Genomic DNA, 21,696 nt, shown 5'->3' on the forward strand with positions numbered 1-21,696 from the left:
TAAACACAGATATTTTAAAAGGGTTGCTGATATGATCAATAAGTTCAAAGTGCTGATCGCAGCTTCCGTATTATTTTCGGCAGTGGCTCCGGCACAGTCTGCCTCTATTTTCCGCGAGATAAAATATTATAATATCAACGGAAAAACGGCTGCTGATCTCGATTATGCTCTGTCAAATAAAGGGCCATTTTTGAAATCAACCGGCCAGCACCATCCGGGCGCAGCTGAAATCCGCTTTGATGCCAAAGTACGCTATGGCAAAGAAGGCGGCAAAGCCTGCAAGGTGACCGGTGTTTATGTGAATGTGCATGGCAAAGTATTTCTGCCTCGCTGGAAACAGCGCAAACGCGCCCCGTTAGAGCTGGCGCTGATTTGGGATACTTTATCAAGCGACATCAGACGTCATGAAGAAAGCCATCTGGTGATTGCGCGTGCGCATGCCAGCGAAATGGAGCAGAAAATTGCCAAGCTTTACAGTCGTAAAGATTGCGCAGACCTGCGTGACGACATCAATCGTGTGACTGAAAAAATCATGGAAAAACATGATAAAGAACAACAGCGCTTTGATCGTGTTGAAACAATCAACTTTGAAAACCGTTTTGAGCGTTTGCTGACTTACCGGCTGGAGCAGCTCGCAGACAGTCTTTAATATGAACTATAAAAAAAGACCGCGCTTTTGATAAAGGCGCGGTCTTTTTGTTTGTGTTTAAGATTTAGATATTAGCCAAAGCCTGTTCCAAATCGGCGATAATGTCATCAGCATCCTCAATACCGATTGAGAGACGGATAACTTCCGGCCCGGCACCTGCTGCCACTTTTTGTTCGTCATTCAACTGACGATGTGTTGTCGAAGCCGGATGAATAACCAGTGAGCGTGTGTCACCAATATTGGCCAGCAGTGAGAACAATTCGAGATTGCCTACAAATTTAACGCCTTCATCATAGCCGCCCTTCAAACCGAAGGTGAAGACAGCACCTGCACCCTTTGGTGCATATTTCTGCTGCAAGGCATGATATTTATCATCAGGCAGACCAGAATAGTTGACCCAAGCCACTTTATCATGAGCTTTCAGCCAGGTTGCTACTTTCAGCGCATTGTCACAATGGCGCTGCATACGCAGTGGCAATGTTTCTGCACCGGTCAAAATCTGGAAAGCGTTGAATGGCGAAATAGCAGGTCCAAGATCACGAAGACCAAGAACGCGCGCAGCAATAGCAAAAGACATATTGCCGAATGTTTTGTGCAGTTCCATACCGGCATAATCTGGACGCGGTTCGGTCAATAGCGGATAATTACCGGATTTCGCCCAGTCAAATGTGCCGCCATCCACCAGAATGCCGCCCATGGAGTTACCATGACCGCCAATGAACTTGGTCAGCGAATGGACAACAATATCGGCACCATGCTCGATTGGACGCACCAGATATGGCGAAGCAAGCGTATTATCAACGATCAGCGGCAGGCCATGTTTATGTGCAACTTCTGCAATGGCTGCGATATCAACGACAATACCACCCGGATTAGCAAAACTTTCGATAAAAATCGCACGGGTGCGCTCGTCAATCTGCGCTTCAAATGAAGACGGATCGGTGGCTTCTGCCCAGCGCACATGCCAGTCAAAGGCTTTGAAAGACTGCCCAAACTGGTTGATCGAACCGCCATAAAGCTTGTTACCGGCAACGAAATTATCACCCGGTCGCATCAGCGTATGGAAAACCAGCATTTGCGCCGCATGACCTGATGCGGTTGCAACAGCCGCTGTGCCACCTTCCAAAGCTGCAACGCGCTCTTCCAGCACGGCTGTGGTCGGGTTGGTGATGCGGGTATAAATATTGCCGAATGCCTGCAAGCCGAACAGCGAAGCTGCATGATCAGCATCATCAAAGACAAAGGCTGTTGTCTGATAAATCGGCGTTGCACGTGCGCCTGTGGTCGGGTCTGGCTTGGCTCCGGCATGAACTGCCAGTGTTTCAATTCCGGGTGTGCGCTTTGACATTAAATCCCTCCATAGGCGAATAAATTCGCAATGCCGTTTTTGTTGGTAGCGAACTTATGGATAAACCATAAAAAAGCAAATGATCCGATGCTAGAAAGCGGGCATTTAAGCAAAATATTTTCTCAAAATTTGCCATTTTGAAAAAATAAAACCGGATCTAGGTGATGAAGCGTAAAATCAGCCAATCAGACGCGGATATTCAATCGCCGGACAGCGGTTCATGACGACTTTGAGCCCTGCATCATGGGCGCGTTTTCCGGCATCTTCATCGATCACGCCAAGCTGTGTCCAAAGCACTTTTGGCAGTGTTTTTAAACTTAAAATCTCATCGACAATGCCAGCCACAGCATTGGAGGCGCGGAAAACCTCCACCATGTCGACCGGTTCCGCAATATCGCTCAAACTTGCATAAACCGGCGCGCCAAGTATTTCTTTGCCTGCCTGCCCCGGATTAACCGGCAAAACGCGATAGCCCTTTTGCAGCAGAAATTCCATGACATGATAACTTGGGCGGTCTTCATTAGGGGATGCGCCAAGCAGCGCAATAGTTTTGACGGTCGATAAAATCTCGCGCAATTCTGCATCGCTGTCATTTAAAAAGTTACGCATCATTACCCCTTAAGTACGGTTTGCATCATTTAATGAATATGACATGTTTTGATAAAATATTTAATAGGGAAACAAAATATTGCAGCCAAATTTAACCCCCGTCATGTCCGTGGCAGAGCTGGAAGATTTTTTAAGTCGCGAGTTTCCGCAATTACATGAAGCGGGTCGCGATTATCACGTGGCCGACATTGATGCAGGCCGCGCCGTTATGACATTAAATGCGGGCGCCAAACATTTGCGCCCCGGCAATACCGTTTCCGGCCCCTCACTCTTTATGCTGGCAGATGTCAGTGCTTATGCGGTGATTTTGGCGCATATCGGCCCTGTCGCACTTGCTGTCACCACCAATCTTAATATCAATTTTTTACGCAAAGCCGAGGCCGGTTTATTGAAGGCCGAAGCCAGATTGCTTAAACTTGGCAAGCGTCTCGCTGTCGTGGATATTTTCATCACAGATAGTCATGACGCATTGATTGCTCATGCAACAACGACATATTCCGTGCCACCAAGCCGATAAATTATAAGGTATTATAATACCCTAAAATTAAAGCATTGATTTTATTGTATAATTTGCAGGGTGCTCATTTTAATGAGCTTGACGTGCTTGTAAGAGTTGTGTAAGGGACACGCAGAATGTGTGAGGGTTAACTTTGCACATTTGTTTATGTTGTGAAGGTTCCGTCCGGAACACTCATAATACAAGCAACAAAAAATGCCTTCCATGCAGGAAGGATTATCCAAGGAAAACTTTTATGGCAACTTTCTCTCAGAAGCCAGCCGAAGTTGAGAAGAAGTGGATTTTGATTGACGCCGAAGGTCTCGTCGTTGGTCGTCTTGCCACTCTCGTCGCCAACATTCTGCGCGGTAAGAACAAGCCAACCTTCACCCCACACGTTGATGATGGTGACAATGTCATCGTAATCAATGCTGACAAGGTTGTATTCACCGGTAAGAAATATACCGACAAGAAATACTACTGGCACACCGGCCATCCGGGCGGAATCAAAGAGCGTACAGCTCGCCAGATTCTTGAAGGCCGCTTCCCTGAGCGCGTATTCGAAAAGGCTGTTGAACGCATGGTTCCACGCGGCCCGCTCGGTCGTCGCCAGATGAAGAACCTGCGTGTTTATGCAGGCACCAGCCACCCGCACGAAGCTCAGCAGCCTGAAGTCCTCGACGTAGGCGCGCTGAACCGTAAGAACAAAGGGATTGCATAATCATGGCTGAGCTAAACTCGCTCGAAGATCTGGGCACAGTTGTTGCAACTGAAGCCGCAGCTCCGGTTCATGTACAGAAGCTCGATAAACTTGGCCGTGCATACGCAACCGGCAAGCGTAAAGATGCTGTAGCTCGCGTTTGGGTAAAGCCAGGCAGCGGCAAGATCACTGTAAACGGTAAAGACTTTACCGCTTACTTCGCACGTCCAGTGCTTCAGATGATCCTGCAGCAGCCAATCGTTGCTTCAAACCGCAATGGCCAGTTCGACATCATCGCTACCGTTGCTGGTGGTGGTTTGTCCGGTCAGGCTGGTGCTGTTCGTCACGGCATCTCCAAGGCTCTGACCCACTACGAACCAGGTCTGCGTGCAGTACTGAAAAAAGGTGGCTTCCTTACTCGTGATAGCCGCGTTGTTGAACGTAAAAAGTACGGTCGCGCGAAAGCCCGTCGTTCTTTCCAGTTCTCGAAGCGCTAATACGCTTTTCGACTTCGACAAGAAAGCGGGTCTTCGGATCCGCTTTTTTTGTATGTTTTGCCGTAAGGTAAAAGGATACAAAAACGACTATTTACGACACTCCGATGAAATCATACAAATTGAATATAATCGCGATGATTGTGCTATGATTATATTGTATGACTGAAATTGCAGACTCAAAGCTGCTCCTTATAATCGCGTTTGTTTTCTAAATTAAATTATAAGAAAACAATCGTAACTAATTGAAATTTATAAAGATAAGGCAAAGAAGAATGAAACCGAAAATCTTCATTGATGGCGAACATGGCACAACCGGCTTGCAGATCCGCACCCGACTGGCTGGCCGCACAGATCTTGAAGTTATTTCGATTCCCGAAGAAGAACGCCGCAACAAGGATATGCGCGCTGATTACCTGCGCGCTGCCGACATTGCCATTCTTTGCCTGCCTGATGATGCCTCAAGAGAGGCAGTCAGCCTTTTGCATGGCCATAATGATACCCGCATTATTGATACGTCGACCGCGCACCGTATCCATGCCGACTGGGCTTATGGTTTTGCTGAGCTGGAAAAAGCACAGCGTGAGCGCATCAAGTCTGCGCGTCTTGTGGCAAATCCTGGTTGCTATCCGACCGGCGCGATTGCCCTCGTGCGTCCTTTGCGTGATGCTGGCCTTCTTGGTTCCGATCATGCCATCAGCGTCAATGCAGTTTCCGGCTATACCGGCGGTGGCAAGCAGATGATTGCACAGATGGAAGACCCGAATAATCCCGAACATATCAGCGCTAATAATTTCCTTTATGGCACCACGCTGCGCCACAAGCATGTGCCTGAATTGCAGATGCATGGCCGCTTGGAAAAGCGCCCTATCTTCAGCCCGAGCGTTGGCCGCTTTGCACAAGGCATGATTGTTCAGGTTCCGCTTTTCCTTGACCAGATGCAGGGCAAAGCTTCCCTGAAAAACATTCATGAAGCCCTCACTGCTCACTATGCCGGTCAGGATATTGTCCGCGTTGTTCCACTCGAAGAAAGCGCCCATGCCGGACGCATTGATGCAGAAGAACTTGCTGGCACTGACGGCATGAAGCTTTATGTTTTCGGCACCGAAGGCGACGGTGAAGTCAACCTCGTTGCTGTGCTTGATAATCTTGGCAAAGGCGCATCCGGTGCAGCTGTCCAGAATATGGATCTGATGCTGAGCTAAATGATGAGCGCACCAGCCTTCCCGAAAGACTGGACTATTCAGGAGCACGCACTTCTGGCTGAAACTTTTAGCAGTTTCATTTGGAAAGTCCGGCTCCTGAATGATAAGATTGCCATCGTCAAAGAGATCAAAATCTTTGACGATGATGAGGACGAACTCCGCGGTTCGCATTATCTGCGCTGGCATAATGGCGGAGCCTGTGTGCGTTTGCTCGATTTTCAGGGCAGACAAATGCTTTTGGAATATGCGGGCGAAAAAACCTTAAAACAGGTCATTACTGAGCAGTCTGATAGTAATGCCACAGCTATCGCTGCTGAGGTCATCAAAGATTTGTTGGCACGATCTGACAAGCCAGTTCCAGCGCAATTACAGCCATTGTGTGATCGGTTTCAAAGTCTCTTTGAGAAAGCTCGTAGCGACTACTTAAGCAAGCCTGACAGTTTTTACGTTGAGGCTGCAACGATGGCTGAGAGGCTGCTTGGCAATCAGCAGAATTTACGTGTATTGCATGGTGATATTCACCATGAGAACATCATGCTGAGCAAGCGGGGCTGGCTAGTGATTGACCCTAAAGGTCTTTATGGCGACATGGCTTTTGATGTAGCCAATATGTTTTCTAATCCGCTCCACCAGACAGATTTAACAGCTGATCCGAAACGTATTGCAAATATGGCAGAGTGCTTTGCCAAAGCCTTAAAACAATCACCGCGCCATATTTTGGATTATGCGATGATTTACGGTGCCTTATCAGCCAGCTGGCACGCCGAAGATGGCAATGATGCCGATGAAGCTGAAGAGCTCATGGTTGCGAGTGCCATTTTAGACAGCCGCAACCGTTATTTTTAAAAAATCAATAAGCACCTTTGGTCGCGCGCCAATGCGCGACCGCAAAAGCCAGCACAACCAATGCAAAGCCCTGATGCAACAGCCCCCAGTGCAGAGGCACCATGGTCAGCAATGTTGCAATCCCAATGCCTGCCTGCACGAGAACCAGTCCTGTCAGCACCATAGCGCGTCTGGCATGCGTTGTGCCGCTTGCATGGCGGGAAACTTGCACTGCATGTAAAACGGCTAAAAGCAGCACTGTATAAGCCACCATGCGATGGATGAACTGAACGGTTTTCGGATTTTCAAAAATATTGCGCCACAATGGTGACTGACTGAAAAGATCAGACGGGATGATTGCACCATCCATAAGCGGCCATGTGTTGAAGGTGAGGCCCGCATGAAGGCCTGCAACAAGACCACCCAGATAAATCTGCACCAAAACCGCAAAAACCAACCAGCCGGCAAAGCGCTGAATATTACGTTGCGCTTTATTTTCCGTATATTCAACCAGACCCCGTGCCACATAAAAAACGGCCGTGATAATGATGCACGCCATAGTTAAATGAACGGCCAGACGATATTGGCTGACATGGGTCAAAACGCTTAAACCTGAAGCAACCATCCACCAGCCAATCGCACCCTGCAATGCACCAAGTGCCAGAATGCCAAGCATACTGGTTTTAAGACCACCTTGCAGGCGACCGCTGACCCAAAAGAAAATCAATGGAATAGCAACCAGAAAGCCGACAAAACGCGCCAGCATACGATGTGCCCATTCCCACCAGAAAATATACTGAAATTCGTAAAGGCTCATGCCTTTGTTAATTTGCTCATATTGCGGGATCTGGCGATATTTTTCAAACTCTTCAATCCATTCCGCATGACTGAGCGGCGGGATAACGCCATGGATCGGCTTCCACTCAGTGATGGAAAGGCCAGAGCCGGTCATACGGGTGGCACCGCCCACCATAACAATGGCGATCAGCACGACAAAAACTGCATAGAGCCAGTATTTCACGAGATTGCGGTCACGGCGCTGTTTTTCGGTTAAACCTACGCCGTCAGGCTGATGATAATAGTCCGGCATCGAAGCAGTTTTCATTTTAAAACCCTGTGCCCACAGCAAGTGGCCGATGAGCGTATGAATGTTAATTATGAAGCAATTTTCATCACTTAAGGTAAAATTCCCGCACATGATCTTTAGCGCATTTTTGCATTGCGCGTAAACATGTAAGGATCAATGACAAAACAAATTGAGACTGACAAGAGAGCAACGCGCGACAGATAGGCACGTCACTTGATCCAAGCTGCCGCTGTACTCTTGATATTACTATCATTATAAGCTGGTCACGTTATAATAGTGCAATATTGATTTTGGGAGAGAAACATTGCCAGTGCGTTTGAAAAAACTGATCGGAACTTTTTTACTGGTTTCGCTCGTCATTATTTATGCACTGCTGGCAACGATCATCGCTGTGGCTCATTTAGGTGATGCCAGCGTATGGGTTCATTTGCTTTATTTCGCAGTCACCGGATTGCTCTGGATTGTTCCGGCAATGGGCATCATCTGGTGGATGGCTCAGCCGCCTCGCTCACGCGCAGATGGATAAATGTTCCATAGCCATTCTGGCTTAAATCATGTGCATGTTTGGCAATTTCTTTGCGTTCATGATCATAAACCGTGAGCGCGATTTGCGTTTTATGGGTAACCAGAGCGGTAATATCTTCTGCCCATGTCGGCCCGCATTCCAGCACGACAAGATCATAAACCGTTTCCAGCGCACCAATAATCAGGCTTAAATCTTTTTCATTCTTCATGGCTTGCGACGGATCGGTCGAGCCAAGCGGCATCACATGGGCATCAGAATAATGATCAGCATGGATAGCATCGACAAAGCGCACACGCCCAACCAGAAGATCAGTTATCCCTGCCTCATAATGCCCATCCAGCATGGTGGCGCTGACAGCCCCCGTGCCGGTCATATCAACGAGAATTACGCGGGAGCCACGATCAGCAAGTTCACGCACCAGCTCAAGCGTTACAACCGCGCCATTATCGCCTTCAGGAGAAATCGCCAAAATCCGGCTTATTTCCAAATGATGCAATGCACGGGCAAAAACATTGACCAGATAAAGGTTTTCAAATTTTTCCAAGGCTGGCTGCACATCAGACATGGTCTGGACTGGTTCAAGGTCTGATTGTTCTTCACGCATTAAACTATCTTCATCGTGCTTTGCCGAAACTGGTGTATCTGGCATTATCTCAAGTAGCTCGTCTTCAACCACATTTTTCTGTTCAACAAAAGGTGCAATCAATGCGCGCCCGCTCATCAGCTCAGACAAAATCACCATGCTGGAAATTAATAAAACACCGCTGACACAACAGGCGCTGATAATTTTAAATGATAAAACGGCATGGGATGTCCCGCTGTTACGGCTCGCTATGATCAAAGCTTCCGGATACATCCAATAGCAAACAACCCAGGCGATCAGCCCCATCAAGGCTGCGCCACCAATAATCAGATATGAATTGCGCCAGATGCTTTTAAAAAGAATGGTGCTGTCTACATCAGCTTCTTTAAATGAAAAGCTTCTTTTCATGTCCTTATCGGACATCCATGAACTCCACCAACATTACGCCCCCGCTATTGGAGGTTTGACCCTAATTTAACTTCATCACTTAAGCATTAATATTAATCACTTGCTCTGCCACATTTGTGGCATTTTTTGTGAATGGATTGATTTACCAGATAAATTGTAAGCGGCCCCCACATTCTTTACGCGGTATTAACCTTAATTATTCGATAAAGGTCAGGTAAATTCATTATAAGCAATCGGGAATCGGTGTAACAAGCTGGGTTAATTAATAGACGGCTTGATACGTCCTAAGGGTCAGTGATGTTTGGTCAGTTAAAATCAAATACAGGCAAAGCAAAATGGGCATTTCTTGCCATAAGTGCTGTTTGTCTTTCACTGAGCGGTTGCTCCGGCTATCGCCCTGCCCCTGACAGTTTCTACAAGGTTTTAAACCAGCCCTACACATTGGATGCAGGTGACCGTGTAAGGATTACTGTTTTTGAACAGGCGGACCTTACCAACACATATAGCATTGATCCGGCCGGTTTCCTCTCCTTCCCGCTTGTCGGCAATATTCCAGCGCGTGGTAAAACGGTTAAACAGCTGGAAACGGAAATCGCTAATCATCTGCGCAATGGCTATCTGCGCCAACCAAATGTCAGCGTTGAAATTGACCGCTATCGCCCTGTTTTCATCATGGGTGAAGTAGGCTCTGCTGGTCAATATACTTATGTGCCTGGCATGACTGCGCAAAAAGCAATTGCAGCAGCTGGTGGATTTACACCGCGCGCCAATCAAAAAGACATCGATATTACCCGTCAGATCAAGCAGCAGATTATTACCGGACGGGTTGTTATTTCTGCTCCGATTATGCCGGGTGACACAATTTATGTGCGTGAAAGATTATTCTGATAGACATTTACACCGCTCAGTTCCGCTTTGAGTTTTCTCTATCCTCTTTATTTTAATGAAAAACCCTCAGATTTTTACAAGGATTTTTGCCGCATGACATGGTAAAGCATTGGCATTGATCCATCTTTTCTGACGTGAGGCTTTCTCAGTGAGTGACGATACAAAAAGCCAGAGCACAAACTCTGAGCCTGTAAAGCTTAATCCAATGGCTGCGCAGGTTGCTGAGCAATATAAAAACAACACCTATTCTCCGGTTATGTTTTGTGGCCTTGTTCGTATTGCCGAGTTTACCGCCGTCACTCTAGCAGGGATCGGCTGTTTTCTTTTTTATGTCGGGTTTAATTCAAAAGTCTGGCTTTATTATCCGTTTGTGAGCCTTTTTGGGGCTGCGCTCTATCTGATCTTCATGGAGATTAATGATGGTTTTCAGCTCTTAGCTTTAAGATCCCCGCTGAAACAAATCAGCAGAATTTTCATTGCATGGGTTTCCGCTTTCACGGTACTGACAGCAGCAGCCTTCTTACTAAAAGTTTCGGCTGATTTTTCACGTTTCTGGTTTTTGCTATGGTTTGTGTCAGGCTTCAGCTTACTCATTATCATGCGCGCTGTGACAGCCTACAAAATCCGCTCATGGGTGCGTGACGGCACGATGGAGCGCCGAGCCGTGATTGTTGGCGGTGGTGCCAATGCAGAAACGCTCATTCGCTCGCTTGAAGCGCAGCCGGAAAATGATATTCGCATTTGCGGTATTTTTGATGATCGTGACAATCGTCGTTCGCCTCCTATTGTGGCGGGCTATCCCAAACTCGGCAATATTTCCGAGCTGGTAGAATTTGCCCGTATCGCACATATTGATATGCTGATTGTCTCTATTCCGATCTCTGCGGAAGAGCGTGTTCTGTCGCTTTTGAAAAAACTATGGGTGCTGCCGGTTGATATTCGTCTTTCAGCCCATAATAGTCATTTGCGCTTTCGCCCGCGTGCTTATTCCTATATCGGCAATCTGCCGATGCTTGATATGTTTGACAAGCCAATTACCGACTGGGATTCGGTGGCAAAACGTATCTTTGACATTATCTTCAGCCTTATCGGCATTATTGTTTTTTCACCTATTATGCTGCTCACCGCGATTGCAATTAAGCTCGACAGCCGTGGGCCGGTGTTTTTCAAACAAAAACGCCATGGCTTTAATAATGAAGTGATTGAAGTACTGAAATTCCGCTCCATGTATCATGAGCAGAGCGATTTCACTGCGAAAGTCACCGTCAGCCGTAATGATCAGCGTGTTACCCGTGTCGGGCGTTTTATCCGTAAAGCGTCCATTGATGAGCTGCCGCAGTTTTTCAATGCGTTGATGGGCTCTCTCTCGCTTGTCGGCCCTCGCCCTCATGCGGTTTCTGCGGTCTCCCACAACCTGCTTTATAATGAAGTGGTGGATGGCTATTTTGCCCGTCACCGTGTGAAGCCTGGCGTCACCGGCTGGGCACAGATTAATGGCTGGCGCGGTGAGATTGATAATGCCGAAAAAATCCGTATGCGCACCGAGTTCGATCTTTATTATATTGAAAACTGGTCATTATGGTTTGATTTGAAGATTTTATTCCTCACGCCAATCCGGTTGCTCAACACTGAAAACGCCTATTAACACAATGAAAAAAGCGGCTTTGAGAAATCAAAACCGCTTTTTTTAAATCACTTATAAGCTTAAATTTTATGGGATCAGGATCGTGCCACCAGTGGTTTTACGTCCTTCCAGATCTTCATGCGCCTGACGTGCATCTTTAAGCGCATAGGTCTGGTTGATGTTAATTTTCACCACACCCTTGGCAACAACATCAAAGAGATCTTGTGCTGTTTGTTCCAGTTCTTCACGCTTGGCAATATAATGGAACAAGGTTGGACGGGTTACAAAAAGCGAACCTTTTTGCGACAGTAATCCTAGATCAAATGGTGGAATAGAGCCGGATGACTGGCCGAAACTGACCAGCATACCCCGGAATTTCAGCACATCGAGCGAGCCCATATAGGTGTCTTTGCCAACGGAATCATAAACAACATCAACGCCTGCGCCATTGGTGATCTCTTTAACGCGATCAACAAAGTTTTCGGTGTTGTAATTGATGACATGATCAAAACCATGTGCGCGCGCCAGATTGGCTTTTTCTTCCGAACCAGCTGTGCCGATAACGGTTGCGCCCAGATGTTTTGCCCATTGACCAGCAATCAAACCGACACCGCCAGCTGCGGCATGAAACAAAATAGTTGTACCAGCCTGAATTTTAAATGTCTGGCGCAGCAAATATTGAGCGGTCATGCCTTTCAGCATCATACCGGCTGCTTGTTTCAGATCGACTTCATCAGGCACAATCACCAAGCGATCGGCCGGCATGATGCGTTCATCCGCATAAGAACCCGGCGAACCGACATAGGCAACGCGGTCACCAATTTTCACATTGGTGACACCCTCGCCAACCGCAACCACAATACCAGCCCCTTCATTACCTGGGGTAAAAGGCAGCTTTTCTGCCTTATAAAGGCCGGTGCGGAAATAAACATCAATGAAATTAACGCCCACTGCGACATGACGAACCTTGGCCTCGCCAGCTTTAGGTTCACCAATTTCAACAGTCTGGTATTTAAGTTCTTCTGCGCCGCCCGTTTGCGATACTCTGATTGCGTTGATCGTCATATGCTACCCTTCACATCTTTACCTGAACTACCAAGCTTTGGAAAAAACTGCATAACCGCACCGATGCAATACATGTAAATACAGGCGACTGAGATTGCCACACGCAGCCACAATGGCGCATCAAGTGAGTAATAAAGCGCTGCAACACCAAGCACACACCACAATAGGAAGATGCTTAAGTTGAGCATACGCAGACGCACGACCCGCACCGGATGCAGGAAGTAAATCGGCATGAATGAGAGAATGGCCGAGAATACAACAATGCTGAAGGCGACCCATTCACCCGGACGCACGATAAATAAGGTGAAAACAACCATGTTCCAGACAACTGGAAAACCTTTGAAGAAGTTTTCACGCGTTTTCATTCCTGTATCGGCATAATAAATGGCACTGGAGACCACAATAATCGCACCGGAGATGAAAGACAGGTTTTGCCCCATGAAACCGCTTTGATAAAGCGCGAAGGCGGGAATCAAAACATAGGTCACATAATCGATAATATTATCGAGCAATTCGCCCGACCAGTTTGGCAGCACATATTTGACTTCCAACTTGCGGGCAATGGGCCCGTCAATACCGTCAACAAAGAGTGCAAGCCCCAACCACCAGAACATTGCTGTCCAGCGGCCATCACTGGCAGCAACAATGGACAAAAATGCCAGAAACGAGCCGGATGCGGTGAGTAAGTGAACCGAAAAAGCCTTGGCTTGTGGTGCCGTTACTTTTTTGGCTTTAATCTTGTCTGCGATTTTGCTTTTCACGCTTCTTAACCGTTTCTGTCTCGATCTTTTCGTATGGCTGCATTATCAGCACGATTTGAAATGGTTTTCTACCAGCCTTTGGCAATAGCATGCAAACCACAAAATAAAACCGCCATTAAATGCACGTTTTCTGCGATTAGCCTTTACACCGTAAAATGCTATAAAAGCCAGCAAGACTTATATTCTGTTGAGGAATCAACAAAAAACGTCTCGATTGTTGAGGATAAGTTCAATGAAACATGGCCAGACTAGAGATATTGTAATCAATGGTGGCGGACCTGCCGGTATGATGGCGGCGCTGGCGTTAACGGGGCGCGGTTATCATGTCACGCTGATCGGTCCTGAAACGGATAAAGATGACCGTCGCACCACTGCTTTGATGAATCCGGCCATTCAGTTTCTGGAAAGCATCAATGTATGGGATGCTATCCGTCCGAAAGCGGCTGCCTTATCTTCTATGCGGATTATTGATGGCACCAAGCGCCTCATCCGCAGCCCGACCGTGACATTCAGAGCATCCGAACTCGGTGAAGAAACTTTCGGCTTTAATATTCCGAATGCGCATTTAAACGAAAAGCTGAGTGAAGCCGTCAATGCCGATCAACGTATTGAGCGCATCCATGCTCATGCAGAGAGCTTCACCTCCAATTCCGATAATGTCGAACTGACTTTATCGGATGGCCAGCTTTTCAATACTCGGCTTTTGATTGCTGCTGACGGGCGTAATTCGGGTGCCAGAGATGCAGCCGGTATCCGCACACATCGCTGGGCTTATCCGCAAACGGCGGTTGTTCTATGCTTTAGCCATGAACGCCCGCATGAAAATATTTCAACTGAGTTCCACACAGAAACCGGTCCTTTTACGCAAGTTCCTTTACAGGGCAACCGTTCAAGTCTGGTCTGGGTGGTTGATCCGGCACAGGCAACCACACTTTTAACTATGAGTGCGGAGCAACTTAGCCGTGAAATTGAAAACCGTATGCAGCATATGCTGGGCGCTGTGAGCGTTGAAACTGTGCCGCAAGGCTGGCCGCTTTCAGGGCTGGTGCCGCATGTTTTTGCAGCCAAACGCACAATCCTGATCGGTGAAGCAGCCCATGTGTTTCCGCCGATCGGTGCGCAAGGACTTAATCTGGGCACCCGCGATATTGAAACCATTCTGACTGCGTTGAAAGCCGATATCAGCGATCCGGGTAGTGATCGTGTTATCCGTCAATATGACCGCTTGCGCCGCCCGGATATTCTGGCACGTACCGGCTCGGTTGATGCGCTTAATCGTTCACTACTGTCACCGATGCTGCCAGCACAGATCGCACGCAATTTTGGCCTTGAAATGTTGCGCAATTTCATGCCCTTACGTTCATTTTTTATGCGTGAAGGCTTGCGTCCAGGCAGCGGTTTCAACAAAATGCTGCCCGCATTTCCAAAGCGTAAAGTTTGAATTTGAAAAACTGAACAAAAATAAAGCCGGTCAATTGACCGGCTTTATTATTTTTATTCCAACAATAATCAGCTGGACTGACTATTGCCGATATTAATTTCAATCAGCATGAAAGCCGGAATATCATTACCGAAACCAATCGGTGACGGGCCGTCATCATGATCACGACGATGATTGTTGCGGCGATTCTGCTGATCGTTCTGACCGCGCAAACGGCGTTCTTCATTCGCGGCGCGGATCTGGTCGCGACGGCTACCTGAATCAGCAGGCGCAACAGTTTTGTGCTGGCCAACAAAAATCGGCACATCATCAATAATAGGCTGTGCGGCTTTACTCAGATCCTGAGGCATTTCTTCACTCACGCGCGGTTCTTTTTCAACGATGCGCACATCTTTATCAGCATGCTGTGCTTTTTGCGGCTTGCCACGTTGATTACGGCCACGACGGTTATTGCTGCTTTCTTCAGGCTCAACGGCTACCGGCAAGGTGCTCAAATCGCCATCATGCCATTCAATCTTTTCGTTGATCATAGCTTCGATCGCAGCCAATGGCTTGGTATCAGCCTGTGTTACGACGGTGAAAGCCTTACCAGAGCGCCCTGCACGACCGGTACGGCCAATACGGTGCACATAATCTTCAGCATGAACTGGCACATCAAAGTTAAACACATGGCTGACATCAGGAATATCAAGGCCACGCGCAGCCACATCAGAAGCCACCAAAAGCTTCAGGCGGCCTTCTTTGAAATTGCTCAGCATTGTCATGCGTGAACGCTGATCCATATCGCCATGCAATGCACCGGCTTCAAAACCGTGCTTTACAAGCGAGCGGAACAATTCCGACACATCTTTTTTGCGATTACAGAAGATGATCGCATTTTTCAGTTCAGCTTCTTCCGCATTGATAATATCACGCAGAGCTGCGCGCTTATCCCAAGGCTTCTTGCCGGATTTAACCAGACGCTGGGTCACCGTTTTGGCTGTTGAAGAGGCTTTGGCCGTTTCAATGCGTACTGGCGAATGCAAAAACTGCTCGGTCAGCTTGGTAATTTCCGGCGGCATGGTTGCCGAGAAAAACAAGGTCTGACGGGTAAACGGAATGAGTTTGCAAATACGCTCAATGTCCGGAATGAAACCCATATCCAGCATACGGTCAGCTTCATCAACAACGAGGATTTCCACGCCGGTGAGCAGCAGTTTACCGCGTTCAAAATGATCAAGCATACGGCCGGGCGTTGCGATCAGGACATCAGCGCCCCGTTCAAGCTTACGCTCCTGCTCTTCAAATGAAACACCACCAATGAGCAAAGCCACATTGAGGCGATGATTAATACCATATTTAGTGAAGTTTTCTTCCACCTGTGCAGCCAGCTCACGGGTTGGCTCCAAAATGAGTGTGCGCGGCATACGGGCACGGGCACGACCTTTTTCCAGCAAGGTCAGCATTGGTAAAACGAAAGAAGCGGTTTTACCTGTTCCTGTTTGGGCAATTCCCAAAACATCCTTGCGCTCAAGTGCTGGAGGAATTGTGCCGGCCTGAATAGGAGTTGGGGCTGTATAGCCTGCCGTTTCTACAGCTGAAAGCACTTTCGGGGAAAGTCCGAGTTCGGCGAATGTTGTCAATGGAGGCTTAGCTCTCTTAGCTTGGGTTTTAGTGATCATATCAATCTGATGCAGCATTATAAAACGCCAAGCATGACAGAAAGAATATACTTATAAATGATCAGACATTTATCTTTAGCTTTGCGATAAAAGGATGAGCTTTAAAAGTCAACAAAAATGGCGTTTTTGTTAAGTTTTGACGGTTCAAAGCGATAAAAATGCTTTAATTTGAAAAGTCCGAGATCAAATCAGAGCAAAAAAGACATCATCACCAATTTTAACGCATATATAAAGACACGCATATTAACATTATATAGACACATAACACCCTCTATATAAGAGCCCTTATCAAAGTATGTGTTAGTTGTGCCTGAACTGCTCGGTTAGAATGCGCTCATCCCATGAGTGGTTCTTATCAAACAGAATATTAATCTTACTGTTACGTGCTTCACGGATAGTGACACTCAGGACAGATTTCACTTCCTTATTATCAGCAACAGCATTCACAGGGCGCTTGTCTGCTTCCAATATATCAAAGCGAACGGTTACGTTTTTAGGCAAAAGCGCCCCACCCCAGCGACGCGGGCGATAGGGGCTGACAGCCGTCAACGCCAGAAGCGGTGCTTCCAATGGCAGGATCGGCCCTTGTGCCGACAAATTATAAGCGGTGGAACCGGCAGGCGTTGCCAACATCACGCCGTCACAGGCAAGCTCTTCCAGCCGCACTTTATCATCAATGGAGATTTGTATCTTGGCCGCCTGATAAGACTGACGGAACAAAGACACTTCATTAATAGCCATCGCCACGATTTCACCACCACTTGCTGCCTTTGCACGCATACGTAAAGGACGGATTGTTTCCAATTGAGCATCAGCTAACCGCTCCGGCAATCCGTCAACATGAAACTCGTTCATCAGAAAACCAACCGAACCGCGATTCATGCCATAGACCGGTTTGCCGGTATTCATAAAGTCGCGCAGCGTTTGCAACATCAAACCGTCACCACCAAGGGCAACAATCACATCAGCATCCTCAATTTTGGACTGTCCATATCGGGCAATGCACAAAGATTCGGCTTCAAGCGATTCTTTTGTGCCGGAAGAGAGGAAATGATAGCTGTTAAATTCACGCGACATTTGTTTTTTCAGGCTCCATCAGTGCCAAATTGTGGATGAATAATGCAGTTTATCCATAAAAAGGGGTAGCACAGCTAAAAAAACTTAGCCAGTCGACGTTTTTTTAGATTTCCCCCTTTACTCTTTGAATTAATATGCTATTTCAGCATCAAGGTTGCCCTTATAGCTCAGTTGGTAGAGCACCTGATTTGTAATCAGGGGGTCGGGAGTTCGAGTCTCTCTGGGGGCACCACTTTTCTTTTACAGTGATGCAAATTGCAAAGTGATTACAATCACTTACCTGTAAAATCTGATTTCACGCTCCCCTCACCTGACATCCCGAAATCACCATTGATTTCATTTAAGAATAAGTTTTACGTCCCTCACCTTTTGTGGTGTCATTAAGGGCAATCGCACTGGCCTGTCTCATCCCTGACAATAATGCCAGCCACTGATTCTTATTTTCATTATTCACAGCCTAAAATACGATTTGACTCTCTAATTAAATTAGAACATTTAAAGAACAAATTAGCTTTTGTAAAAATACATTCAACCCTTTTGCGCACGTTTAGCGCCACGGGATAGCTGTGCCATGAACTGGAAAAGCCAAATACAAGTTCGTGATCTGGAAGATGATCAACGCTTAGAAATGATCTGCCTTAAATGCGGCCGCCTTGTTTACATCAAGAAAGCCGACATTTGTAAGAAGGAAGGCTATGAGCAGCTTTACCTCGATGAAGTCGAGCGGCGTTCACGGTGCCGCGGTAAAGGTTGTGACGGACGATTCCGCATGGCTATGGAGCGCCTTAAGGAACTGAGCGGCTTTGTAGGTGGCATAGCATGACCCGCCTATATGATCTGAGTCATAAAGACTTGATCCGTCTCACTTGCAATAAATGCGCCCATACTCGGGAAATACCATCCCGATTTTTGGCAGCTATCTGCGGCGAGGAACTAACATTAATTTCTATTGAACGCAGATTGCGCTGTAAAATATGCAGCAACCGCGTAAATAACAAACTTGAAACCTTATTAGGCCAAGTCGATCCGCAAGGCGATTACCTTACATACAGAGAGCCTGACAACTTAAGACGACCAACATGAGACAAATTGCCCCTAAAATTTTAATTTATGGAGACAATGACCTAATACTTAAGCCGCATAGTTTCTACGATCAATGAAACCTGTAATGACAAGCTTTTAATAAAACGATACTACGTGCCTAACGATTCTTGGTGGCAGGTGTAGGCTATGGATGAACATAAAGACTTTTTTGATGATTATAGTTTTGTAAAATTAGATCATGCAAATGGATCATGGAATAGCTTTGAAAGTGACTGGCGCCAGCAATGTGATGATTTAGATGAAGATTTTGAGTCATACGCGGGAGAAACATTTAGCGTATTGAACCCTTTAGCAAATAATGGAAACAAACTTGCTGGGGTTTTTGCACTTGTCAAAAATCAAAAACATCTTGCTGTATGTCAAGTCAACACCACATTGCTACCCAAGTATGATGGGCCAGTTATGCGGGTTCGCTTTATAACCATGTCACCTGAATATGACCTAAGAGACATACCAGGTCACGATTATGGTGAAGTTCTGGTATCATTGCTCTATCAAGTCGTACAATTAGCCTACATTGATGAAATTTTAAAGAGTAAGCATATAAAATTTCACGTACGAAGCCCTTCAGATTTAAGCTTTTTTACAGCTTTTAGTCACGGGCTAAAACAAGAAGAAGTTTTCCACTCTGTTCAAATGAGTGGATCATGGCTATATATAACCAGAAAGTAGTGCTTAGGCGCTACAATACAGCGTGACGAGAGGACAATGTAATGGACAAAGCAATTGGTTATGCAATTGATAATGCCGTCAAGCATGCAATTCAAAAGATCGGCCTAAAAGAATTTAAAAAAACATCTATGTTTATGTCTAACAACCGATCTACTGAACAAAAAGCAGCGGCTTAGTCCATAAAAAATATACACAAAGAAAGCCCCGTTTAACGGGGCTTTTTTATTACCGTTTGCATGGACAGTTGTACCACGCAGGAAACGACTATGAGCACAAATGACGAGAGTAAAACCCGAACAACCACCGGTGTAGATGAACATTGGTGCATGCATAACGGCTGCAAGAAATGGGGCAGTTTTGCCTTTCATGGCCACTTTGGGGAAATGTGATATTGGAATGACATAAACATGTGGGAATAAACAAAATAACAACAATCAAAAGCAGAGTTTTTATTTAAATCCAAGCTGAGGGTTGACTTTAAGATTATAGCACCTACATTAGCCATATCGATATTTGCTTGTTTAGCTTTGCTTCTTGCGCATCATTAGCGCCTTTAACGAACCTTCCCTTTCAAAAAATCGTTATCATACTCACAGTTCATATTGAGCTGGGAGCATCTTATTTATTGCTAAGAGAGGGTTCATTATGACCACTGGCACAGTTAAATGGTTTGATTCAATTAAAGGCTTCGGCTTTATCCAGCCTGACAATGGCGGCAACGATGTGTTTGTACATATTTCTGCAGTTGAGCGTGCGAACATGTCCCAACTGAATGAAGGCCAGAAAATCGGATACGACACAGAGCGTGACAACAAGTCAGGCAAAATGTCAGCTTGCAATCTGCAAGCAGCATAATTCGGTATTACTCATTCTTGACCACGGATGTACTGGCACTAATGAGAAAATAATACCAACTGAGGTCAGACAAATTGTCTGGCCTTTTTTATTTTCTATTACATATGGATAATTCATGAAAAATACATTTAGCGCCCTTCGCGAAACGGCTGAAATTGCATTTCAAAAAACGCAATTGCATAACCAAATACGAACAAGAGTGGAAAAAGAAATTGATGAAGAAACAAGACTAAGAGCCGAGAAAACAGCTCGCCTCAAAGCTGCGCGTCTGGCATTTCAACCTGTCGAGACATTACGTAAAACCATATCAAAGGGTGTTAAAACCTCCTTTAATAATGAAACTGATTACACCAAGAATTAAAGCACTAATAATCAGCCAGACTACCTTTGCTAATGTTTCACTTACACCCGATATTTTCTTTTCCAGATCATTGAACCGGTTGTCCATGTGCTTCCACTGCTCGTCCTTACGCGCATCTGCCAATTCAGCTTGTCGCTGCCATTGCTCAAGAGAAGTTACGCGTAAGGCCATGGCAGTTATCTGATGCTCGTTGCCGATGATACGAGAACGTAAATCGAAATCATTGTCGTTTGGTATCATCACCAGCACCCAGCCTTCTTTCCATATGCATTATGACTGGCGATTCCTTGCCCTGCCAGTTTATCGTTTTGAGTCACGTACACAGCCGTTTCTGGCTTAAGGCTGATCTTCTGCCAGCCCGCGCAATTGCTCGCACTGGTCGCGCACCCCGCCAAGCTCAACACAGAGAGTAAAGCCGTCCATATTGGTGATTGTCTCATTGATACCTGCCCTGTTCTGGAATGCCTGACCGACAGCCTCGGCAGCTTTAAGCGCTGCCTGCTGTTTACCATCATGAATGCCGAGCGCGTAAAAAAAGAGGCCTGAAACTGCCCCTCCGATGAATGCGCCAATGATATGTTGAAGTGTGAGCCTCATACGGATTGTTCCCGCATGCGCTTAATCAGATAATATACACCGATACCAAACGCCCCAACCATGATAATCGCCAGCGCCCATTGGATTGGTGACGATCCTGCGGCCATACCGCCAAGCCCTGAAAGCAAGCCACCAGCTGAGGCAATTAATTCAGGTTTAAGCAGAGTATCTTTCTTCTGTTCAGGGGCAATGTAGTTGGAAGAGACGAAATCACCTTTAGCCCAAAGACCCGCTTCGGCAGCACGTCGATTGACCAGCCCCTGCACTCGTTTACCGCCAGCGTTCACCCATTTCATAAGCTCTGCCGGTACCGCGCCGTAATCACCTCCATTCAGTTTTTTAAGCAATGTGGATTTGTGAAGAGAGCCAGTGTTGAAATCAAACGAAACAAGCGCTGCATACTGATTATCGTTAAGAGGCACTTTGACCAGATCAGTTACCCGTTTTTCAAACTTCGCCAGATCAGCACGCAGAATACGCACCGCCTCCTGATCATTGATCTTCATGCCAGCAACGACCTTGGGCGCTCCGGCCGCTGATGTATGGCCATAGCCAATTGTCCAGATACCAGCCACATCCTGGTAAGCAGTCAGCCGTTTGCCTTCCCATTTCTGGATGTGCGAAAGCCCCGCCGCGCTAATACGTCGTGTCATGTCATTT

The 21,696-nt window shown here is 46.6% G+C and carries 25 protein-coding genes, 1 tRNA gene and 2 pseudogenes; 16 read left to right on the forward strand and 12 right to left on the reverse strand.

The features are described 5' to 3' along the window. Positions 1–31: 31 nt before the first annotated feature. Positions 32–649 carry a DUF922 domain-containing Zn-dependent protease gene (locus ABDZ76_RS15475; protein ID WP_343807468.1) on the forward strand — a complete coding sequence of 206 codons (618 nt, stop codon included), beginning with the start codon at positions 32–34 and terminating at the stop codon, positions 647–649. A 64-nt stretch (positions 650–713) separates the two neighbouring features. On the opposite strand, the gene ABDZ76_RS15480 is transcribed toward ABDZ76_RS15475, so the two are convergent. Together ABDZ76_RS15480 and ABDZ76_RS15485 are read right to left on the reverse strand one after the other, a co-directional pair. Continuing rightward, a complete protein-coding gene (locus tag ABDZ76_RS15480) occupies positions 714–1,997 on the reverse strand; it encodes an O-acetylhomoserine aminocarboxypropyltransferase (protein WP_343807471.1) in 1,284 nt (427 codons plus the stop codon). 177 nt (positions 1,998–2,174) lie between these two features. After that, a complete protein-coding gene (locus ABDZ76_RS15485; protein WP_374844791.1) occupies positions 2,175–2,609 on the reverse strand; it encodes a CoA-binding protein in 435 nt (144 codons plus the stop codon). A gap of 100 nt (positions 2,610–2,709) precedes the next feature. Between ABDZ76_RS15485 and ABDZ76_RS15490 the strand changes: the two genes are divergently transcribed. From ABDZ76_RS15490 to ABDZ76_RS15510, 5 genes are all read left to right on the forward strand, one after another. Continuing rightward, on the forward strand, positions 2,710–3,123 hold the full coding sequence (locus tag ABDZ76_RS15490) for a PaaI family thioesterase (protein ID WP_343807603.1): 414 nt from the start codon (positions 2,710–2,712) through the stop codon (positions 3,121–3,123). 235 nt (positions 3,124–3,358) lie between these two features. Then, a complete protein-coding gene (rplM, locus tag ABDZ76_RS15495; RefSeq protein WP_184223136.1) occupies positions 3,359–3,823 on the forward strand; it encodes a 50S ribosomal protein L13 in 465 nt (154 codons plus the stop codon). A 2-nt stretch (positions 3,824–3,825) separates the two neighbouring features. Continuing rightward, positions 3,826–4,299, forward strand: a complete 474-nt coding sequence (gene rpsI / locus ABDZ76_RS15500; RefSeq protein ID WP_184223138.1) for a 30S ribosomal protein S9 — start codon at positions 3,826–3,828, stop codon at positions 4,297–4,299. A gap of 272 nt (positions 4,300–4,571) precedes the next feature. Next, positions 4,572–5,501: an N-acetyl-gamma-glutamyl-phosphate reductase gene (argC, locus tag ABDZ76_RS15505; protein WP_343807478.1), complete on the forward strand. Its 930-nt coding sequence runs from the start codon at positions 4,572–4,574 to the stop codon at positions 5,499–5,501. Then, positions 5,502–6,347: an aminoglycoside phosphotransferase family protein gene (locus ABDZ76_RS15510; RefSeq protein ID WP_343807481.1), complete on the forward strand. Its 846-nt coding sequence runs from the start codon at positions 5,502–5,504 to the stop codon at positions 6,345–6,347. Between the two features lie 4 nt (positions 6,348–6,351). On the opposite strand, the gene ABDZ76_RS15515 is transcribed toward ABDZ76_RS15510, so the two are convergent. After that, entirely contained in the window at positions 6,352–7,416 is a 1,065-nt protein-coding gene (locus ABDZ76_RS15515) for a COX15/CtaA family protein (protein ID WP_343807606.1), read from the reverse strand. Positions 7,417–7,717: 301 nt separating this feature from the next. Here ABDZ76_RS15515 and ABDZ76_RS15520 point away from each other — a divergent pair, with 301 nt between their 5' ends. Continuing rightward, positions 7,718–7,939 carry a DUF2842 domain-containing protein gene (locus ABDZ76_RS15520; protein WP_184223142.1) on the forward strand — a complete coding sequence of 74 codons (222 nt, stop codon included), beginning with the start codon at positions 7,718–7,720 and terminating at the stop codon, positions 7,937–7,939. Here ABDZ76_RS15520 and ABDZ76_RS15525 read toward each other — a convergent pair. Beyond that, on the reverse strand, positions 7,893–8,945 hold the full coding sequence (locus ABDZ76_RS15525) for a tyrosine-protein kinase family protein (protein ID WP_343807486.1): 1,053 nt from the start codon (positions 8,943–8,945) through the stop codon (positions 7,893–7,895). The two genes, ABDZ76_RS15520 and ABDZ76_RS15525, sit on opposite strands and share 47 nt — an antisense overlap. A 282-nt stretch (positions 8,946–9,227) precedes the next feature. Here ABDZ76_RS15525 and ABDZ76_RS15530 point away from each other — a divergent pair, with 282 nt between their 5' ends. Both ABDZ76_RS15530 and ABDZ76_RS15535 read left to right on the forward strand, forming a co-directional pair. Continuing rightward, on the forward strand, positions 9,228–9,818 hold the full coding sequence (locus tag ABDZ76_RS15530; RefSeq protein WP_343807489.1) for a polysaccharide biosynthesis/export family protein: 591 nt from the start codon (positions 9,228–9,230) through the stop codon (positions 9,816–9,818). A gap of 148 nt (positions 9,819–9,966) precedes the next feature. Then, the gene (locus ABDZ76_RS15535; protein WP_343807492.1) at positions 9,967–11,463 is read left to right on the forward strand and encodes an undecaprenyl-phosphate glucose phosphotransferase; all 1,497 of its coding nucleotides are present in this window, start codon (positions 9,967–9,969) and stop codon (positions 11,461–11,463) included. 66 nt (positions 11,464–11,529) lie between these two features. Here ABDZ76_RS15535 and ABDZ76_RS15540 read toward each other — a convergent pair whose 3' ends face one another. Both ABDZ76_RS15540 and pcsA read right to left on the reverse strand, forming a co-directional pair. Beyond that, a complete protein-coding gene (locus ABDZ76_RS15540) occupies positions 11,530–12,507 on the reverse strand; it encodes a quinone oxidoreductase family protein (protein ID WP_343807495.1) in 978 nt (325 codons plus the stop codon). Continuing rightward, complete coding sequence (gene pcsA / locus ABDZ76_RS15545) at positions 12,504–13,268, reverse strand: phosphatidylcholine synthase (protein ID WP_343807498.1); 765 nt, start codon at positions 13,266–13,268, stop codon at positions 12,504–12,506. Before pcsA ends, ABDZ76_RS15540 begins: the two co-directional genes overlap by 4 nt. Positions 13,269–13,500: 232 nt before the next feature. Between pcsA and ABDZ76_RS15550 the strand changes: the two genes are divergently transcribed. Beyond that, positions 13,501–14,709: a UbiH/UbiF family hydroxylase gene (locus tag ABDZ76_RS15550; protein WP_343807501.1), complete on the forward strand. Its 1,209-nt coding sequence runs from the start codon at positions 13,501–13,503 to the stop codon at positions 14,707–14,709. A gap of 68 nt (positions 14,710–14,777) precedes the next feature. Here ABDZ76_RS15550 and ABDZ76_RS17730 read toward each other — a convergent pair. The 3 genes and pseudogenes from ABDZ76_RS17730 to ABDZ76_RS15560 form a co-directional block, all read right to left on the reverse strand. After that, a pseudogene (locus ABDZ76_RS17730) lies at positions 14,778–14,960 on the reverse strand (hypothetical protein); the annotation flags it as partial. A 168-nt stretch (positions 14,961–15,128) separates the two neighbouring features. Then, positions 15,129–16,331: pseudogene (locus ABDZ76_RS15555) on the reverse strand (DEAD/DEAH box helicase); the annotation flags it as partial. Between the two features lie 339 nt (positions 16,332–16,670). Beyond that, entirely contained in the window at positions 16,671–17,447 is a 777-nt protein-coding gene (locus ABDZ76_RS15560; RefSeq protein ID WP_343807504.1) for an NAD kinase, read from the reverse strand. 156 nt (positions 17,448–17,603) lie between these two features. Between ABDZ76_RS15560 and ABDZ76_RS15565 the strand changes: the two genes are divergently transcribed. From ABDZ76_RS15565 to ABDZ76_RS15590, 6 genes are all read left to right on the forward strand, one after another. After that, a tRNA-Thr gene (locus tag ABDZ76_RS15565) sits at positions 17,604–17,679 on the forward strand. A 339-nt stretch (positions 17,680–18,018) separates the two neighbouring features. After that, a complete protein-coding gene (locus ABDZ76_RS15570; protein WP_343807507.1) occupies positions 18,019–18,270 on the forward strand; it encodes a hypothetical protein in 252 nt (83 codons plus the stop codon). 407 nt (positions 18,271–18,677) lie between these two features. Further along, on the forward strand, positions 18,678–19,223 hold the full coding sequence (locus tag ABDZ76_RS15575; RefSeq protein ID WP_343807510.1) for a hypothetical protein: 546 nt from the start codon (positions 18,678–18,680) through the stop codon (positions 19,221–19,223). A gap of 41 nt (positions 19,224–19,264) precedes the next feature. Continuing rightward, positions 19,265–19,399: a hypothetical protein gene (locus tag ABDZ76_RS15580; RefSeq protein WP_343807513.1), complete on the forward strand. Its 135-nt coding sequence runs from the start codon at positions 19,265–19,267 to the stop codon at positions 19,397–19,399. A 469-nt stretch (positions 19,400–19,868) separates the two neighbouring features. Further along, on the forward strand, positions 19,869–20,078 hold the full coding sequence (locus ABDZ76_RS15585; RefSeq protein WP_343807516.1) for a cold-shock protein: 210 nt from the start codon (positions 19,869–19,871) through the stop codon (positions 20,076–20,078). A 115-nt stretch (positions 20,079–20,193) separates the two neighbouring features. Next, positions 20,194–20,439, forward strand: a complete 246-nt coding sequence (locus tag ABDZ76_RS15590) for a hypothetical protein (RefSeq protein ID WP_184224745.1) — start codon at positions 20,194–20,196, stop codon at positions 20,437–20,439. Here ABDZ76_RS15590 and ABDZ76_RS15595 read toward each other — a convergent pair. The 3 genes from ABDZ76_RS15595 to ABDZ76_RS15605 form a co-directional block, all read right to left on the reverse strand. Continuing rightward, on the reverse strand, positions 20,386–20,679 hold the full coding sequence (locus ABDZ76_RS15595) for a hypothetical protein (RefSeq protein ID WP_246431371.1): 294 nt from the start codon (positions 20,677–20,679) through the stop codon (positions 20,386–20,388). The two genes, ABDZ76_RS15590 and ABDZ76_RS15595, sit on opposite strands and share 54 nt — an antisense overlap. A 96-nt stretch (positions 20,680–20,775) precedes the next feature. Next, a complete protein-coding gene (locus ABDZ76_RS15600) occupies positions 20,776–21,036 on the reverse strand; it encodes a hypothetical protein (RefSeq protein WP_184224746.1) in 261 nt (86 codons plus the stop codon). Further along, on the reverse strand, positions 21,033–21,689 hold the full coding sequence (locus ABDZ76_RS15605; protein WP_343807525.1) for a lysozyme: 657 nt from the start codon (positions 21,687–21,689) through the stop codon (positions 21,033–21,035). The genes ABDZ76_RS15600 and ABDZ76_RS15605 overlap by 4 nt, the downstream gene beginning before the upstream one ends. Positions 21,690–21,696 lie beyond the last annotated feature (7 nt).

The sequence above is a fragment of the Paenochrobactrum glaciei genome (assembly GCF_039522165.1).
Taxonomy (GTDB): domain Bacteria; phylum Pseudomonadota; class Alphaproteobacteria; order Rhizobiales; family Rhizobiaceae; genus Paenochrobactrum; species Paenochrobactrum glaciei.

Coding starts and splice junctions, on each gene's coding strand:
- ABDZ76_RS15475 (WP_343807468.1), top strand. CDS start 32: ATGATCAATAAGTTCAAAGTGCTGATCGCAGCTTCCGTATTATTTTCG.
- ABDZ76_RS15480 (WP_343807471.1), bottom strand. CDS start 1,997: ATGTCAAAGCGCACACCCGGAATTGAAACACTGGCAGTTCATGCCGGA.
- ABDZ76_RS15485 (WP_374844791.1), bottom strand. CDS start 2,609: ATGATGCGTAACTTTTTAAATGACAGCGATGCAGAATTGCGCGAGATT.
- ABDZ76_RS15490 (WP_343807603.1), top strand. CDS start 2,710: ATGTCCGTGGCAGAGCTGGAAGATTTTTTAAGTCGCGAGTTTCCGCAA.
- rplM (WP_184223136.1), top strand. CDS start 3,359: ATGGCAACTTTCTCTCAGAAGCCAGCCGAAGTTGAGAAGAAGTGGATT.
- rpsI (WP_184223138.1), top strand. CDS start 3,826: ATGGCTGAGCTAAACTCGCTCGAAGATCTGGGCACAGTTGTTGCAACT.
- argC (WP_343807478.1), top strand. CDS start 4,572: ATGAAACCGAAAATCTTCATTGATGGCGAACATGGCACAACCGGCTTG.
- ABDZ76_RS15510 (WP_343807481.1), top strand. CDS start 5,502: ATGATGAGCGCACCAGCCTTCCCGAAAGACTGGACTATTCAGGAGCAC.
- ABDZ76_RS15515 (WP_343807606.1), bottom strand. CDS start 7,416: ATGCCGGACTATTATCATCAGCCTGACGGCGTAGGTTTAACCGAAAAA.
- ABDZ76_RS15525 (WP_343807486.1), bottom strand. CDS start 8,945: ATGTCCGATAAGGACATGAAAAGAAGCTTTTCATTTAAAGAAGCTGAT.
- ABDZ76_RS15530 (WP_343807489.1), top strand. CDS start 9,228: ATGTTTGGTCAGTTAAAATCAAATACAGGCAAAGCAAAATGGGCATTT.
- ABDZ76_RS15540 (WP_343807495.1), bottom strand. CDS start 12,507: ATGACGATCAACGCAATCAGAGTATCGCAAACGGGCGGCGCAGAAGAA.
- ABDZ76_RS15550 (WP_343807501.1), top strand. CDS start 13,501: ATGAAACATGGCCAGACTAGAGATATTGTAATCAATGGTGGCGGACCT.
- ABDZ76_RS15560 (WP_343807504.1), bottom strand. CDS start 17,447: ATGTCGCGTGAATTTAACAGCTATCATTTCCTCTCTTCCGGCACAAAA.
- ABDZ76_RS15570 (WP_343807507.1), top strand. CDS start 18,019: ATGAACTGGAAAAGCCAAATACAAGTTCGTGATCTGGAAGATGATCAA.
- ABDZ76_RS15575 (WP_343807510.1), top strand. CDS start 18,678: ATGGATGAACATAAAGACTTTTTTGATGATTATAGTTTTGTAAAATTA.
- ABDZ76_RS15580 (WP_343807513.1), top strand. CDS start 19,265: ATGGACAAAGCAATTGGTTATGCAATTGATAATGCCGTCAAGCATGCA.
- ABDZ76_RS15585 (WP_343807516.1), top strand. CDS start 19,869: ATGACCACTGGCACAGTTAAATGGTTTGATTCAATTAAAGGCTTCGGC.
- ABDZ76_RS15590 (WP_184224745.1), top strand. CDS start 20,194: ATGAAAAATACATTTAGCGCCCTTCGCGAAACGGCTGAAATTGCATTT.
- ABDZ76_RS15595 (WP_246431371.1), bottom strand. CDS start 20,679: ATGATACCAAACGACAATGATTTCGATTTACGTTCTCGTATCATCGGC.
- ABDZ76_RS15600 (WP_184224746.1), bottom strand. CDS start 21,036: ATGAGGCTCACACTTCAACATATCATTGGCGCATTCATCGGAGGGGCA.
- ABDZ76_RS15605 (WP_343807525.1), bottom strand. CDS start 21,689: ATGACACGACGTATTAGCGCGGCGGGGCTTTCGCACATCCAGAAATGG.